This window comes from Cellulomonas sp. P2_B4, from assembly GCF_056404795.1.
The window spans coordinates 85,713-100,512 of record NZ_JBFUDI010000007.1 but is presented as its reverse complement, the minus strand read 5'-3'; the positions used below and the strand labels follow the sequence as shown (position 1 = coordinate 100,512).

Annotated in this window: 15 protein-coding genes; 7 read left to right on the top strand and 8 right to left on the bottom strand. The window is 70.5% G+C overall.

Translation table 11 applies throughout. The features are described 5' to 3' along the window. Positions 1 to 5 precede the first annotated feature (5 nt). The 4 genes from adhE to AC1DZC_RS13715 all read right to left on the bottom strand — a co-directional run bounded on the left by adhE (position 6) and on the right by AC1DZC_RS13715 (position 6,412). The gene (gene adhE, locus AC1DZC_RS13730; protein ID WP_477043660.1) at positions 6 to 2,795 is read right to left on the bottom strand and encodes a bifunctional acetaldehyde-CoA/alcohol dehydrogenase; all 2,790 of its coding nucleotides are present in this window, start codon (positions 2,793 to 2,795) and stop codon (positions 6 to 8) included. Positions 2,796 to 2,969: 174 nt separating this feature from the next. Beyond that, positions 2,970 to 3,923: an HNH endonuclease signature motif containing protein gene (locus AC1DZC_RS13725; protein WP_477043659.1), complete on the bottom strand. Its 954-nt coding sequence runs from the start codon at positions 3,921 to 3,923 to the stop codon at positions 2,970 to 2,972. 86 nt (positions 3,924 to 4,009) lie between these two features. Continuing rightward, positions 4,010 to 4,447, bottom strand: a complete 438-nt coding sequence (locus AC1DZC_RS13720) for a hypothetical protein (protein ID WP_477043658.1) — start codon at positions 4,445 to 4,447, stop codon at positions 4,010 to 4,012. Between the two features lie 246 nt (positions 4,448 to 4,693). After that, positions 4,694 to 6,412, bottom strand: a complete 1,719-nt coding sequence (locus tag AC1DZC_RS13715; protein ID WP_477039941.1) for a cation:proton antiporter — start codon at positions 6,410 to 6,412, stop codon at positions 4,694 to 4,696. A gap of 86 nt (positions 6,413 to 6,498) precedes the next feature. Here AC1DZC_RS13715 and AC1DZC_RS13710 point away from each other — a divergent pair, with 86 nt between their 5' ends. Continuing rightward, entirely contained in the window at positions 6,499 to 7,083 is a 585-nt protein-coding gene (locus tag AC1DZC_RS13710; protein ID WP_477043657.1) for an isochorismatase family protein, read from the top strand. A gap of 26 nt (positions 7,084 to 7,109) precedes the next feature. Then, the gene (locus AC1DZC_RS13705) at positions 7,110 to 7,778 is read left to right on the top strand and encodes an AIM24 family protein (RefSeq protein WP_477043656.1); all 669 of its coding nucleotides are present in this window, start codon (positions 7,110 to 7,112) and stop codon (positions 7,776 to 7,778) included. 4 nt (positions 7,779 to 7,782) lie between these two features. Here AC1DZC_RS13705 and AC1DZC_RS13700 read toward each other — a convergent pair whose 3' ends face one another. Further along, complete coding sequence (locus tag AC1DZC_RS13700) at positions 7,783 to 8,148, bottom strand: DoxX family protein (protein ID WP_477039944.1); 366 nt, start codon at positions 8,146 to 8,148, stop codon at positions 7,783 to 7,785. 90 nt (positions 8,149 to 8,238) lie between these two features. Between AC1DZC_RS13700 and AC1DZC_RS13695 the strand changes: the two genes are divergently transcribed. The 5 genes from AC1DZC_RS13695 to AC1DZC_RS13675 all read left to right on the top strand — a co-directional run bounded on the left by AC1DZC_RS13695 (position 8,239) and on the right by AC1DZC_RS13675 (position 11,812). Further along, on the top strand, positions 8,239 to 8,742 hold the full coding sequence (locus AC1DZC_RS13695; protein ID WP_477043655.1) for a MarR family winged helix-turn-helix transcriptional regulator: 504 nt from the start codon (positions 8,239 to 8,241) through the stop codon (positions 8,740 to 8,742). Positions 8,743 to 8,811: 69 nt separating this feature from the next. After that, entirely contained in the window at positions 8,812 to 9,300 is a 489-nt protein-coding gene (locus AC1DZC_RS13690; protein ID WP_477043654.1) for a histidine kinase, read from the top strand. Positions 9,301 to 9,379: 79 nt separating this feature from the next. Next, positions 9,380 to 10,225, top strand: coding sequence for a DUF4097 family beta strand repeat-containing protein (locus AC1DZC_RS13685; RefSeq protein ID WP_477039947.1), 846 nt, complete (start codon positions 9,380 to 9,382; stop codon positions 10,223 to 10,225). A 34-nt stretch (positions 10,226 to 10,259) separates the two neighbouring features. After that, positions 10,260 to 11,051 carry an ABC transporter ATP-binding protein gene (locus AC1DZC_RS13680; protein WP_477043653.1) on the top strand — a complete coding sequence of 264 codons (792 nt, stop codon included), beginning with the start codon at positions 10,260 to 10,262 and terminating at the stop codon, positions 11,049 to 11,051. Next, positions 11,048 to 11,812 carry an ABC transporter permease gene (locus tag AC1DZC_RS13675; protein WP_477039949.1) on the top strand — a complete coding sequence of 255 codons (765 nt, stop codon included), beginning with the start codon at positions 11,048 to 11,050 and terminating at the stop codon, positions 11,810 to 11,812. Before AC1DZC_RS13680 ends, AC1DZC_RS13675 begins: the two co-directional genes overlap by 4 nt. Positions 11,813 to 11,892: 80 nt before the next feature. On the opposite strand, the gene AC1DZC_RS13670 is transcribed toward AC1DZC_RS13675, so the two are convergent. The 3 genes from AC1DZC_RS13670 to AC1DZC_RS13660 form a co-directional block, all read right to left on the bottom strand. Next, positions 11,893 to 12,759: a universal stress protein gene (locus AC1DZC_RS13670; RefSeq protein WP_477043652.1), complete on the bottom strand. Its 867-nt coding sequence runs from the start codon at positions 12,757 to 12,759 to the stop codon at positions 11,893 to 11,895. A gap of 155 nt (positions 12,760 to 12,914) precedes the next feature. Further along, positions 12,915 to 13,712: a lysostaphin resistance A-like protein gene (locus tag AC1DZC_RS13665; protein WP_477043651.1), complete on the bottom strand. Its 798-nt coding sequence runs from the start codon at positions 13,710 to 13,712 to the stop codon at positions 12,915 to 12,917. Beyond that, positions 13,709 to 14,569: a CPBP family intramembrane glutamic endopeptidase gene (locus AC1DZC_RS13660; RefSeq protein WP_477043650.1), complete on the bottom strand. Its 861-nt coding sequence runs from the start codon at positions 14,567 to 14,569 to the stop codon at positions 13,709 to 13,711. The genes AC1DZC_RS13665 and AC1DZC_RS13660 overlap by 4 nt, the downstream gene beginning before the upstream one ends. Between the last annotated feature and the right edge of the window lie 231 nt (positions 14,570 to 14,800).

Genomic DNA, 14,800 nt, shown 5'->3' with positions numbered 1-14,800 from the left:
GTACCTCAGACCCGGGCCGCGTCCTGCGAACGGCGTTCGCGCGCGTCCTGGACCGAGGTTCCGTAGTAGGCCGCGACCATGAGGTCCTTCATGTCCTCGATCATCGGCATGCGCGGGTTGGCCGGTGCGCACTGGTCCTCGTAGGCGCCCATGGCGACGTCGTCGAGCTGGTCGAGGAACGACGTCTCGTCGACGCCCTGGCTCTGGAACGAGCCCGGGATCCCGACGGCCGTGCGGAGCAGCTCCACGGCCTGCGCGTACGACTCGACGCCCTGCGCCGGCGTGGCTGCGGGCAGCCCGAGCATCGCGGCGATCTGCTGGAACCGCTCGGGAGCCACGTAGTGCTCGTACTTCGGCCAGCTGGTCAGCTTGGTGGGGACGGTGCCGTTGTAGCGGATGACGTGCGGCAGCAGCGTGGCGTTGGTGCGGCCGTGCACCAGGTGGTGCGTGGAGCCGACCACGTGGGCCATCGCGTGCACGATCCCCAGGAACGCGTTGCCGAAGCTCATGCCCGCGATCGTCCCGGCGTTGTGCATCTTCTCCCGGGCGTCCTGCGTGGCCGGTGCGAGCGGGTCGCCGTTCACCGAGACCGCGAGGTTCTCGAAGATCAGGCGGATCGCGTGCAGGGCCAAGCCGTCCGTGAAGTCGTTGGCGTAGACGCTCACATAGGCCTCGGTCGCGTGCGTCAGGGCGTCGAAGCCGGAGTCCGCCGCCAGCGACTTCGGCATCCGCGAGGTCAGCACCGGGTCGATGATCGCGACCGACGGGGTCAGCGCGTAGTCGGCCAGCGGGTACTTCTTGCCCGCGTCCGGGTCCGAGATCACCGCGAACGGCGTCACCTCGGCACCGGTGCCCGACGTCGTCGGGATGCAGACGAGCTGGGCGAGCGCACCGAGCGTCGGGAACTTGAACGCGCGCTTGCGGACGTCGAAGAACTTCTGCTTCAGGTCGGAGAACTCGATCTCCGGGTGCTCGTACAGCAGCCACATCACCTTCGCGGCGTCCATGGGCGAGCCGCCGCCCAGCGCGATGATCGTGTCGGGACGGAAGTGACGCATCTGCGCCGCGCCGGCCTGGACCGTCTTGACCGACGGCTCCGGCTCGACCTGGTCGATGATCTGCAGCGCGACCTTGCGGGGGCGCCGGTTCAGGACGTCGATGATCTTGTCGACGAAGCCCAGGGTCGTCATGGTCGCGTCGGTGACGATGGTGACGCGCTCGACGTCGGGCATGTCCGCGAGGTACCGGATCGAGTTCGGCTCGAAGTACGTCTTGGCCGGCACCTTGAACCACTGCAGGTTGTTGTTGCGACGACCCACGCGCTTGATGTTCAAGAGGTTCACCGCCGAGACGTTGTTGGACACCGAGTTGTGCCCGTACGAGCCGCAGCCGAGCGTGAGCGACGGGATGAACGCGTTGTAGATGTCGCCGATGCCGCCCAGCGAGCTCGGGGCGTTGACGATGATCCGGACCGCCTCGACCCGCTTGCCGAACTCCTCGGCGAGGGCGTCGTCGCGGGTGTGGATCGCAGCCGAGTGGCCCAGACCGTCGAACTCGACCATCTGCTCGGCGAGCGTGATGCCGTGCTCGGTGCTCGTCGCGCGCAGCACCGCCAGGACCGGCGCGAGCTTCTCGCGGGTCAGCGGCTCCTGCGGTCCGACCGAGGCGACCTCGGCCAGGATGATCGACGTGTCGTCGGGCACCGTGAAGCCGGCCTGCTCGGCGATCCACCGCGGTGACTGGCCCACTACCGCGGCGTTGAGCTTGGCTCCGGCGCAGTTGACGCCCTCGGCGGTGACTCCGAAGATCAGCTGCTCGAGCATCGTCTTCTCGGCGGGCGTCGCCAGGTAGGCGTGCAGGACCTGGAGCTCGCTCATCGCGGCGTCGTAGATCTCGTCGTCCAGGATCACTGCCTGCTCGGACGCGCAGACCATGCCGTTGTCGAACGCCTTGGACAGCACGATGTCGTTCATCGCCCGCTTCAGCTTGGCCGACTTCTCGACGTATGCCGGGACGTTGCCCGCTCCGACGCCGAGCGCGGGCTTGCCGCACGAGTAGGCGGCCCGGACCATCGCGTTGCCGCCGGTGGCCAGGATGAGCGCGACGCCGGGGTGCTGCATCAGCGCGGTGGTCGCCGCGATCGACGGGTTCTCGACCCACTGGATGCAGTCCTCGGGGGCGCCGGCGGCGACCGCTGCGTCCCGCACGACGCGGGCGGCCGCCACCGACGAGCTCTGCGCGCTCGGGTGGAACGCGAAGATGATCGGGTTGCGAGTCTTCAGCGCGATCAGCGCCTTGAAGATCGTGGTCGATGTCGGGTTGGTCACCGGGGTGACGCCGCAGACCACGCCGACGGGCTCGGCGATCTCCGTGATGCCGGTCAGCTCGTCGTGCGAGATGACGCCCACCGACTTCAGGCCGGCGATCGAGTTGGTCACGTGCTCGCAGGCGAAGATGTTCTTGACGGCCTTGTCCTCGAACACGCCGCGGCCGGTCTCGGTGACCGCCTTCCGCGCGAGGGCGCCGTGCTGGTCGAGCGCCGCGACGGAGCCCTTCTTCACCAGCCGGTCCACGTCCTCCTGCGTGAAGTGCGCGTACTCGGCGAGCGCCACGGTCGCCCGCGTCACCAGCTCGTCGATCTCGTCGGCGACCGCCGACTCGAGCGTCCTGGCATCGGTTGCCGGCGCGGGTGCGTCAGCGGGCGTGGCGTCAGGTCCGGGCGCGTCGGGTGCAGGCGCCGCGGGGGGCGCTTGCGTCGTGGTGCTCTTGCGGGTGGCGCGGTCCGTGACGGTCACGGTGAAGCTCCTTGTCGATGCCGGGGTGGCTGATGACTTCGACGCTACGGAGCGGGGCCGTGCCCGCGATAAAGGCAAAGGTCCCTAGTCGTGGGACGAGTTGGTGCCGAGCGGCATGGGGGTGCCTGCCTTCGATCCCCGTGCCGCCGCAGGCAGGCCAGCGTGGACGCACCCTCACACCCCGCCTGGCCACCCATCGGGTGCGCTGACGACATGGCCGGTGGGGTCGCGGAAGGTGTAGCGCATGGGTTGGCGGCCGATGCCGGGTGTGGTCGGGTCGATCGCTGTGCAGTGGTCGTCGTGGTCGTCGTGGTCGTCGTGGTCGTCGTGGGCGGCGTCGCGGCTGGTGGTGTGTTGTCGGGCTGTCCAGCCGGGTGGTTTGGCGAGGCGTTGGACTGTGAGGTCGAGCTGGTGGATGAGTCGGTGGTGGTGTCCGCAGAGGAGCCCGGCGTTGGTCAGGGAGGTGGCTCCGTGGTGCTTGTCCCACCAGCGCAGGTGGTGCATCTCGCAGCGTGAGGCTGGTGTGGTGCAGCCGTTCCAGATGCAGTGCTGGTCGCGGGCGATGGCTGCGCGGCGCATGGCGGTGGTGAACAGGCGTTTGGCTCGGCCGACGTCCAGGGGTAGGCCTTCGGCGGACATGACGATGCGGGTGATGTCGGCGTCGCACAGGGCTCGGGCGAGCTCGGACATGGGCACCGGGGTGCCGTCCTCCAACGTCGCGGGTGGCACCGGCATCCAGGGGGCGACGGTGGACCAGGGTGGCGTGATCACCGGCGCGACCCGGGACGTGGAGTCGTGGCGGTTTGTCGGCAGGTCGGAGCCGCGTGCGAGCGGGGCGAGAGGTTCGTCGCGCACGGTGGCTGTGTCGAGTGCCCGTTGGTGGTGGATGAGTTCGACGAAGGTCTCGGCGGGCACGAGCAGGGACAGGTGCGGACGGGACACGGTTCCGGACCCGCGGGTGGCGGGTTCGTCGCCGCTCAGGGCGCTCCCGGCGTCGCCGTCGCCGAGGGCCGCGCGGCTGGGTGTCGGTGTCGGACCCGAACCGGCGCAGGCGTGTTCGGCGAGCAGGGCCAGGGCGTCGGCGGAGGCTTGGCCGGGGGTGCGGTGCTGGTCGGGGTGTTGTCCCATCAGGTCCAGGGCGGTGCGCAGGGTCTGGGCGGTCAGGACGTCGAGGCGGCCTTTGAGGAATGCGCCGTGGGGTTGGACGGAGAGGGTCAGGAAGCGTTCGCGTCGTTGCGCCTCGAACGCGTCCTGCAGGGCGGCGGGGTCCTGGGACGCGACCGCTGGGCCAGGGATTTCGCGAAGTCGGGTGCGGACAACGAGCGGGCCATCTGCACGACCCGGTCCTGTGTCGCGGGGGTGCGCAGCTGGGCGGCGACCTCGGGTGCGGCGGTGGCGGCGACCCGGGCCAGGGTGTCCAGGTGCCCGAGGGGCACGAGCCCGTCGCGCACGCCCGCGGCGACCGAGGGCATGGACACCAGGGCGTCGGCTTGTCGGACCTGCCGGGTGGCCTCGAGGGAGCCGGCGCGGGTGGTGCGGGCCAGGGCGTTCTCGAAGGACCGGTCCCCGGGGCGTTCCAGCTCCCCGGTGGAGCGGGCCGCGACCAGCAGGTGCGCTCGTGCCTGGGCCAGGGCGGCTTCGGCGGCCCGCACGCAGGCCAACGCCGACGCACGGTCTGCGGCGGTCCAGGTCGCGCAGGTTCGGGTGTCGGACGCGAGGTGGTGGCAGCGTCGCGGACCTGCGACGCCACCTCGACCACACCCACCGACGGCTCGAACATGTGTTCGATGCTACGTCAGCAACAGGCACCCGTCAAGACCAAAACCGCACCTGACCTGCACAAACACCAACGCCGAGCCGTCCACAGCCCCGCCGACCCAACCAGCCTGTGGACAACCTCACGTCCGCACCCGCGAGAGCCACGACGACGACAGGCTCTCGTCCTCGAGGTCCAGCTCCCGCATCACGCGCCGCATCACGACCTCGTCGAGCTGCCCGGAGTCGCGCCATTCCATGAGCACCTCGCGCTGCGCGGACACGATCTCCCGCTGCAGCTTCTGGGTCCGCTTCCCCTCGGACGGCGTCGGCACGTCGGACGGGCTGACGGTGCGGATGGCGCTCGTGACCCCGGAGACCTCGTCGGGCCGCAGGCCCTCGTCGGGCACGATGTCGTCCGCCGACGCGGGGTCGAGCATGACGGCGGCCGCCGTCGCGCGGGCGCGCCAGGCTGAGGACAGCTTCTCGATGAGCTCGTCGGCACGCTCGGGCCCGAGCGCCTTGGTCCAGTCGGTGCGTTGCTTCTCGAGCACGCCCTGCACGGCGTCGGCGGTCGCCAGGCGCAGCGAGGCCTCCTGCGCGGCGTCGCTGGCGGTCTCGTCGGCAGACCCGACCTTGAGCCGGCGGATGACCCACGGCAGGGTCAGCCCCTGGACGAGCAGCGTCCCGATGGCCACCGAGTAGGCGACGAGCTGCAGGGTCGCGCGCTCGGGGAAGGGCGCGCCGTTCGAGGTCAGCGGGATCGCCGCGGCGGCCGCGAGCGTCACGACGCCGCGCATCCCGGCCCACGACACCACCGCCGACTCGCGCGCGGACAGCGAGTCGAACGCGGGCCGATGGGACCCGCGCAGGCGCAGATGGTCGAACCGGGAGGTCGCGAAGATGTAGACCGGGCGCACGAGGATGACGGTCACCAGCACGCCGACCGACAGGACGAGCGCGTGCCGCAGGCCCTGGTCGGACGCGATCACGTCGCGGATCACCCACGGCAGCTGGAGGCCGATGAGCGCGAACGTGAACGACTCGAGCAGCAGGTCGGCGGTCGACCAGATCGGCTCCTCGAACAGTCGCGTGGCGTAGCCGGCCTGCGGCGAGGTGTGCCCGAGGTAGAGCCCGGCCGTCACGACGGCGAGCACGCCGGACCCCTCCAGCTGCTCGGCGCCCCAGTAGGCGGCGAACGGCGTGAGCAGACCGATCACCGAGGCGACCACAGGGTCGTCGAGACGCATCCGCACGAAGTGGACGACGAGGCCCAGCACCAGCCCCACGGCCACGCCGACGACGACCGCCAACCCGAAGATCGCGAGCCCCTCGCCGATCGCCCAGGTGCCGGTCGCCACGCCGAGCAGAGCGACCTTGTAGAGGGTCAGCGACGTGGCGTCGTTGATCAGGCTCTCGCCCGACAGCAGGGTCATCACCCTGCGGGGCAGGCCGAGCTTCCGGCCGACGGCGGCCGCGGCGACAGCGTCCGGTGGCGCGACGACGGCTCCGAGCGCGAGGGCCGCGAGGAAGGGGATCGCCGACTCGTCGAGCGCCCAGTAGGCGAGGGCGGCGACGAGCGCCGTGACCAGAACGAGGCCGACGCCGAGGCGGATGATCGAGTTCCGCGACGTCCGAAAGTCCCGGTACGAGCTCGACAGGGCCGCCGAGTAGAGCAGCGGCGGCAGGACGAACTCGAGGAGCAGCTCGGGCCGGATCTCGTACCGCGGCACACCGGGGATCAGGGAGACGACGATCGCCGTGCCGACGAGCACCAGGGGAGCGGGCCACCCGCGCCGGCGGCACAGGGCCGTCACGGCGACGGCAACGATGACCAGCGCAAACACCTGGACGTGCTCCACCCCGGACTCCTCCCGACGGGTCACTGGCGACCCTACAAGCGCTCGGTCGCCCTACGCTCGGGGAGAGGGAAGGGCAGGGAGACCACATGGGTACGGCACTGATCGTCGTCGACGTCCAGAACGACTTCTGCGAGGGCGGGTCGCTCGCCGTCGCGGGTGGCGCCGCCGTCGCAGCGCGGATCACCGAGTTCCTCGAGGACCACGAGTACGACGTGGTCGTCGCGACGCGCGACTGGCACGCCCCGCTGCCCGACACGAACGACGGCCACTTCGCCGTCGACCTCGAACCCGACTACGTCACGACGTGGCCGGTGCACTGCGTCGCCGGCACGCCGGGCGCCGACTACCACCCGCAGCTCCGCCTGCCCGCGCGAACTGTCCACGTGGTCAAGGGGGAGTCCCGGCAGGACTACTCCGGCTTCACGGGACGGATCGTCGACGAGGACGGGGTGGACCTGGCGACGGCGCTGTCGGCCCGAGGTGTCGGGCACGTCGACGTCGTCGGCCTCGCGACCGACCACTGCGTCCGTGCCACCGCCCTGGACGCGTCGGCCGCGGGCTTCGAGGTCACCGTGCTCACGGACCTCACGGCGGCCGTCGCCGCACCCACCGCGGTCGCGGCCCTCACCGAGCTCGCCGTCGCGGGGATCGGGCTGGCGAACTCGTCGTAGAGCCGTCGAGCGGCCATGATCGACGGATGCGGACAACCCTGAGCACCTACGCCGAGCGCAGCACCGAGCCCGGGGCGTTCGCCCTGCAGAACGAGCGGATGCTCAAGGTCCAGCTCTCCGGCACGGAGGGGCACTTCCTGGCCAAGCAGGGCTCGATGGTCGCCTACCAGGGCGACGTCGACTTCGCGCACCAGGGCAGCGGCGGCATGGGCCGCATGCTCAAGAAGACGTTCACGGGCGAGGGCATGTCGCTCATGAAGGTCTCGGGCAGCGGAGACGTGTTCCTGGCGCAGGAGGCCGACGAGATCTTCCTTGTGCACCTCGAGGGCGAGTCGGTCACCGTCAACGGCGAGAACGTCCTCGCGTTCGAGGCCTCGCTGACCTGGGACATCAACCGGGTCGAGGGTGCGTCTGCGCTCTCCGGCGGCCTGTTCAACACGACATTCACGGGCACGGGCGCGCTCGCGGTCACCACGTACGGCACGCCCGTCGTGCTGCAGGTCGACCAGCCGACGTTCGTCGACATGCAGGCCGCGGTGCTGTGGTCGAGCACGCTGACGTCGTCGATCCGCAAGACCGCCAAGGCGTCGGCCATGATCGGTCGCGGCTCGGGAGAGGCCTACCAGCTCGGGCTGTCGGGCGAGGGTGTCGTCGTCGTGCAAGCGTCCGAGGGGCACATCCGCCCGTCGAAGTAGGGCGTCAGAGCCAGATCGTCGCCAGCCACACGAGCGCGGCCGTCACGACGACGAGCCCGATGTTCAGGCCGATGTTGTCCTTCTCGCCGCGCGAGAGGTGGAACAGGGTCGCGACGACCTGCAGGACGAGGAGCCCGATCGCGGCGGCGAACGCGAGCGCCGGGGCGATGCCGAGCAGCGGCGGGAGGATCAGGCCGACGGCGCCGAGGAGCTCGGCGACCCCGATCGCGCGGACCGCCGGCATCGGCATGTCGTCGACCCAGTTCATCATCGGCTGCAGCTGCTCGCGGCTGCGCAGGACCTTGCTCCCGCCCGAGAAGAGGTAGAGGAGGGCGAGCAGCCCAGCGAGGATCCAGTACGCGACGGTCACGTGCAACTCCTTGGTAGCGGTGCCGCGTTACTTTCCGCGGCACGTGATGATCAGCCACCGTCACTTTCCATGTCAAGTAATGTGCGGGGCATGGTGGATCACACGGAACCGCGCTGGCTCTCCGACGAGCAGTCCGCCGCGTGGCTCGCTCTCGCCAGCGTCACGGTTTTCCTGCCGGCGGCGCTCGACAGTCAGCTGCGACGCGACGCGGGCCTCACGCATGTCGAGTACGGCGTCCTGGCGGCACTGTCGATGGCGCCCGGGCGACAGGCGCGGATGAGCAATGTCGCCGCCTTCGCCAACGTGAACCTCTCCCACCTGTCGCGCATCGTCGCGCGCCTGGAGAGGAGCGGCTGGGTGCGGCGCGAGCCCGACCCGAACGACGGCCGGAGCACGCTGGCGATCCTGACGCCCGCCGGCTGGGACAAGGTCGTCGCTGCGGCGCCCGGGCATGCCGAGGAGGTGCAGCGCCTCGTGTTCGACAACCTCACCGACGCTCAGGTCCGACAGCTGACGGAGATCGGTCGCCGCGTCATGGACGCGGTCCGGCCGGGCACCGACCACCTGCCAGAGGGCCCCTGGCGCCAGGGCTGACACCACTCTTCGGCGAACTGACACCACAATGGCTTGACGTGACACCACAGTGGTGTCACGATGGTGCACATGGACCTGGGAAAGCACGTCAACGACCTGCAGCGGCAGCTCGTCGAGTCCGCCGAGAACGGCACGGAGGAGACCCGCGTCGTCGCCGAGCGGCTCGTCGCCGGGCTGGACGCCGCGGCGCGGCTCGTGCTGCTCGACGTCCTGTCGGCCGCCGCGGGGGAGATCACCCGCGACCTCGCGCCTGGCTCCGTCGAGCTTCGGCTGCGTGGCAGGGAGGTCGAGTTCGTCGTCGCCCAGCCAGGCGGCGACAGCGACACCGACGAGGAGCCGGCCGCGCACGTCGACCTCGATGACGTGAGCACGTCGCGCACCACGCTCCGCCTGCCCGACGCACTCAAGGCGAAGGTCGACGAGGCGGCATCGGCGGACGGCCTGTCCGTCAACACCTGGCTGGTGCGCGCGGTCGCCGCCGCGCTCCAGCCCAAGCAACGACGATCCGCGCAGCGCACGCTGCGCACCGGCGACAACTTCGCCGGCTGGGCGCGCTAGAGCCCGGCCCCTACCGCTTGCAGAAGCCCCGCGCACCCGCGGGGCCGGCCGAACACACCCGAAACCCGGAGGCGTGAGCATGCCCACCTACACCACCCCCAGCCCGATCGACCTCGCGATCAACCTGCAGGTCGGTGAGGTCGTGGTCGTCGCGAGCGACCGCACCGACACGGTCGTGACGGTCTCGCCCACCAACCCGGCCAAGGCCGTCGACCGCCGCGGCGCCGAGGAGACCAAGGTCGACTTCGACGGCCAGCGTGTCACCGTCAAGGGACCGCGGCCGCGCGTCAGCTGGATCGGCCCGACCGAGTCGGTCGACCTGCGGATCGAGCTGCCGACGGGGTCCCGGTTCACCGCTGAGGTGTCGCTGGGTGCCGTCCGCACGACCGGTTCCCTGGGTGCCACCCGGATCAAGGCCTCGATGGGATCCGTCGACGTCGAGACCTCCGGCGACCTGTGGCTGCGCGCCGGGCACGGCAACGTCACCGTCGGATCAGCCGGAGGCGGCGTCGAGATCACGGCCGACCACGGTCAGATCCGCGTCGGCACCATCGCCGGCGACGCGATCCTCAAGGCCTCGCACGGCAGCATCCAGGTCGGTGAGTCGGGCGGCGACGTCGACGCGAAGCTCGCGTACGGCGACCTCGAGATCACCAGAGCCCTCGGCTCCGTGACCACGAAGACCTCCTACGGCAGCATCCGGCTGCACGAGGTGTCCAGCGGCTCCATCGCGGTCGAGAGCGGCTTCGGCCAGGTCGACATCGGCGTGCGGGCCGGCGTGCCCGCCTGGCTCGACCTCTCGTCCAAGAGCGGCCACGTCCGCAACCACCTGGACGACAACCGCGCCCCCGAGCACAACGAGCAGTCCGTCGCCGTCCGCGCCCGCACCCAGGCCGGCGGCATCAACATCCAGCGCGCCCTGTGACACCGGGCGACCACCAGAAGGGACGACACACACCATGACCACGACAACACCTGCCATCCAGGTGACCAGCATCGAGAAGTCCTACGGCGACCTGCAAGTGCTGCGAGGCGTCGACTTCGAGGTGGCACCCGGCAGCATCTTCGCCCTGCTCGGCTCGAACGGAGCCGGCAAGACCACCATGGTCAAGATCCTGTCCACGCTACTCCGCTCGGACGCCGGCGCGGCCAGCGTCAACGGCTTCGACGTGGCGACCGACCCGCTGGCCGTCCGGGAGTCGATCAGCCTGACCGGGCAGTTCGCGGCGGTCGACGAGATCCTGTCCGGCCGGGAGAACCTGGTGCTCGTCGCGAAGCTGCGGCACCTGAAGGACCCCGGCCAGGTGGCCGACGACCTGCTCGCCCGCTTCAACCTCACGGACGCGGCGGCGCGCCGGGTGGCCACCTACTCGGGCGGCATGCGCCGTCGTCTCGACATCGCGATGAGCCTCGTCGGGAAGCCGAAGGTCCTGTTCCTCGACGAGCCGACCACAGGGCTGGACCCCGAGGCGCGCATCGACGTCTGGAAGGTCATCTCGGAGCTCGCCACGAGCGGCACGACCGTCCTGCTCACCACGCAGTACCTCGACGAGGCCGAGCAGCTCGCGGACCGCATCGCGATCCTGCACGAGGGCCGGATCATCGCGAACGGCACCCTGGCCGAGCTCAAGGCGCTCCTGCCCCCGGCGACGGTCGAGTACGTCGAGAAGCAGCCCACCCTCGAGGAGATCTTCCTCGCCCTCGTCGGCACCAAGGCCGCCCCGTCCCAGAACACGGAGGTCCAGTCATGACCACGACCCACTTCTTCGGCGACACCGCCGACCTGACCGGCCGCTCGCTGCGGCACATCACGCGCAGCGTGGACACGATCATCACGACGGCCGTCACGCCGATCGCGATCATGGTGCTCTTCGTCTACGTGTTCGGCGGGGCGATCGACACCGGCACCGACAACTACGTCAACTACCTGCTGCCGGGCATCCTGCTGATCGCGATCGCCTCGGGCATCGCCTACACGGCCGTGCGGCTGTTCACCGACCTGCAGAGCGGCATCTTCGAGCGGTTCCACTCCATGCCGATCAACCGGTCGTCGGTTCTGTGGGCGCACGTGCTGACGTCGCTGGCGTCCAACGCGATCACCGTCGTGATCATCGTGCTGGTCGGCCTGCTGATGGGATTCCGGACCTCGGCAGGGGTGGGGGCATGGCTCGCGGTCGCCGGGATCCTGGCCCTGTTCACGCTGGCCCTCACCTGGGTCGCCGTCATCGCCGGTCTCTCGGCCAAGTCCGTCGACGGCGCCGCGGGGTTCTCCTACCCGCTGATCTTCCTGCCGTTCATCAGCTCGGCGTTCGTCCCCACGGACACCATGCCGGCCCCGGTGCGCGCCTTCGCCGAGAACCAGCCGGTCACGTCGATCGTCAACGCCCTCCAGGACCTGTTCGCGGGCAACCCGGTGGACAGCGACATCTGGGTCGCGCTGGCCTGGTGCGTCGGCATCCTGCTGGTCGCGTACTTCTTCGCGATGCGGGTCTACCGCCGCAAGATCAGCTGACTCGCCCGCTCCGATCCTCGACCGGCCACGGCTCTGTGGCCGGTCGGGGATCTGCCGTCCACCGAGTTCCGCGCATGCTCCTACCTGGGATGGACGACGACGACCGGGCACGTCGAGTGGTGCAGCACCGCCTGGCTCACCGATCCCAGCAGGAGGCCACGGAAGCCCCCGCGTCCCCGCGATCCGACGACGAGCAGCCCGGCATCCTGGGCGGCGGCCAGGACGACCTGCGCGGAGCCGCCGCGACGCACCATCGGCTGCACCTCGACCTCGGGATACCGCTCGGCGTGGCCGGCCAGGCTCTCGGAGAGCAGCGCCTTCTCGGCAACCTGGAGCTCCTCGACCTCGTCCGGCGTCCACCCCGGCACCGGCCCGGCCATCGGAGGCAGCTCCCACGCATGGATCGCGACCAGCGGGACCCCGAGCCGCGACGCCTGGTCGAACGCGAGGTCGATCGCACGGACGCTGGTGGGGGAGCCGTCCACTCCGACCACGACAGGGCGTGATGTGCCCGACGGTTCCCGGGCGGCCTGGCGCACGACGACCACGGGGCAGTGCGCGTGGGCGGCGACGGCGACGCTGACCGATCCCAGGAGCAGACCCGCGAACCCCCCGCGGCCTCGAGAGCCGACGACCACCAGGGCGGCGTGCGTGCTCGCCTCGACGAGCATGGCGGCGACGCTCTCCTGGACCTCGAGCTGCGTGGTCACGACGAGGTCGGGATCCGCGGCGTACGCGCGCTCCACGCCTCCGGCGAGGACCTGGTTGCCGAGCTGGCTGGTCAGGTCCAGGTGCGGGTCGGCGACCACGTAGGCGTCGACGACGGAACGGGCCACGTGCAGGATGTGGAGCGGGGCGCGGAGCCGTCCGGCTTCCTCGGCCGCCCATCTCAGCGCCTGGTCGGCGCGGTCGGAGCCGTCATAGCCCACGACGATCGTGCGGTTCATCTCGCACCTCCGTTGGTGCTGCGCGAATACCTTCGACATGTCCACACTCGTCCGCCCTCGGGCGCGCGAACAGGGTCCGAGGTCCCGAGCTCTCGCGTGCCAGGGTCGGACCTACGCCGTCGGCCGCCTGCTCGGCGTGACGGGACTCCAGGCGCTCACTGCAGGGGTGTGATCGCGTCGCGTGCGGGGTCGTGGCGGTAGCGGACGAGCAGGACGACCAGGGTCACCGCGGCGAGCACGTAGACCACGGGGATGAGGAACGAGCCGAGGCTCGAGGCGAACCCGTCGCCGGGCTGCACGCCGACGAGGAAGGCCGAGAAGTCCCACGACCCGTGCAGCACCATGGCGGCGACGATCACGCCGGTGCCTCGTCGGACGAGGTAGAAGCCCAGCCCGGCGAGCCCGGCGAAGAACACCTGCACGACCGCACCCGGCTCGCCGAGCAGCAGGTTCGTCAGGTGGAACGCCCCGAACCAGAGCGTGGTCCAACCCAGGGCGGCGGCCTCGGACCGGGTGCCCTGTCGCAACGCGCGCAGCACGACCCCGCGGAACAGCGTCTCCTCGGTGAACCCGACCAGCACGCTCGCCAGCAGCACCGCGAGCACGTGGCTCACCTCGAACTGGTCCCAGGCCACGCCGACGAGGCCCAGGACGAGGGACACGGCCATCACGATCGGCAGGGCCCACACCATGGCGCCCGACGAGAGCCGGCGGGCGTCGCGGAACACGAAGTCCCAGCGCGACCAGAGCAGGAACGCGATCAGCCAGACGGCACCGACGGCCAGCGGCAGGACCGCCGAACGCAGGGTCGTGCGAGCCGTGTCGAAGAAGTGCTCGTACTCGACGCCCGAGACCCGCATGAGCCCGACGACGAGCATCACGTAGACGACGAACACCACGGCGGCGACCGGCACCGACGGGGTGATCCGCGCCGCCGGACGCACTCCCGTCATGCCGGCAGTGGTTCCGGTGCGCGGCGGTCCGCGACGCGACCACGGATGAAGATCAGCAGGATCAGGCCGGTGGCGATGAGCGGGAACGTCGCGAACGCCGCGCCGGACAGGAAGCCGTTCTCGGCGGAGCCCGTCTTCAGCTCGTCGAGCGCACCGGTGGCCAGGATCGTCGTCGGGTCCGTCAGGCCGTGCAGGACCATCGCGACGGCGAGGAAGCCCGTCGCCCGCATGGACAGGTACATCAGGACGCCGAAGGCGAGCGTGTACAGGACCGTGGGTCCGACGGTCGTGAACGACTGACCGCCGATGAGGTTGACGAGGTGCGAGAGCCCGAAGAGCAGCGACGACAGCGCGGCCACCGCCCACTCGCCGTGACCACCGTCGCGCAGCATCTTCACGCCGAGCCCACGGTAGGTGAGCTCCTCGACGAAGCCGATCAGCAGCCCGGTCGCAAGCATGAAGACAACCACGGCGACGGTGTGCGCGCCCCAGTCGATCCCGAGCAGGCGGAGCACGATCGGGACCAGCACGACGACCGGCGCGATCCACATCCACCACGACCGGTAGATCGGCTGTCGGGCGAACAGCTCCCGCGTCCAGCCCATGTACGCCGAGAACGCGAGCAGGACGACCGCCCCGACGACCAGCCCGAAGGTGACCTGGAAGAAGATCGCGCCCACGCTGCTCAGCAGGTCGTCGTCCGTGTAGTGACCGCCGATCGCGCCCCCGAGACGGCCCGCGAGCTGGTACACGACCAGGTAGACCACGAGGACCAGCAGGAACCGCCAGAAACCMCCGCGGTTGAGGAAGCCCCGCAACCCGGCCTCGGTCGGTATCCCCGCCTCGACCTCAGACATGGCGGGCCCCCCGCCGGGGGAAGGAGGTCGTTGCGGAGGGAGTGCGCATCAGGGCCCCAAGTCGTCGTGAGCGAGGACCTGACGTCACCGCGCATCGGACGATGACGACGTTGTGCAGCTCCGCCAGGCCGTGCCCGCGACGCTACCGGCTCCCCGAGACGGCGCAAGTGATCGTGTCGAGGATGCCCGCGCACAGGGGCGGTGATGCAGGACCCGGCTCCGCGGTGCCCG

Coding starts and splice junctions, on each gene's coding strand:
- AC1DZC_RS13725 (WP_477043659.1), bottom strand. CDS start 3,923: ATGGGACAACACCCCGACCAGCACCGCACCCCCGGCCAAGCCTCCGCC.
- AC1DZC_RS13710 (WP_477043657.1), top strand. CDS start 6,499: ATGGGTACGGCACTGATCGTCGTCGACGTCCAGAACGACTTCTGCGAG.
- AC1DZC_RS13705 (WP_477043656.1), top strand. CDS start 7,110: ATGCGGACAACCCTGAGCACCTACGCCGAGCGCAGCACCGAGCCCGGG.
- AC1DZC_RS13695 (WP_477043655.1), top strand. CDS start 8,239: ATGGTGGATCACACGGAACCGCGCTGGCTCTCCGACGAGCAGTCCGCC.
- AC1DZC_RS13690 (WP_477043654.1), top strand. CDS start 8,812: ATGGACCTGGGAAAGCACGTCAACGACCTGCAGCGGCAGCTCGTCGAG.
- AC1DZC_RS13685 (WP_477039947.1), top strand. CDS start 9,380: ATGCCCACCTACACCACCCCCAGCCCGATCGACCTCGCGATCAACCTG.
- AC1DZC_RS13680 (WP_477043653.1), top strand. CDS start 10,260: ATGACCACGACAACACCTGCCATCCAGGTGACCAGCATCGAGAAGTCC.
- AC1DZC_RS13675 (WP_477039949.1), top strand. CDS start 11,048: ATGACCACGACCCACTTCTTCGGCGACACCGCCGACCTGACCGGCCGC.
- AC1DZC_RS13670 (WP_477043652.1), bottom strand. CDS start 12,759: ATGAACCGCACGATCGTCGTGGGCTATGACGGCTCCGACCGCGCCGAC.
- AC1DZC_RS13665 (WP_477043651.1), bottom strand. CDS start 13,712: ATGACGGGAGTGCGTCCGGCGGCGCGGATCACCCCGTCGGTGCCGGTC.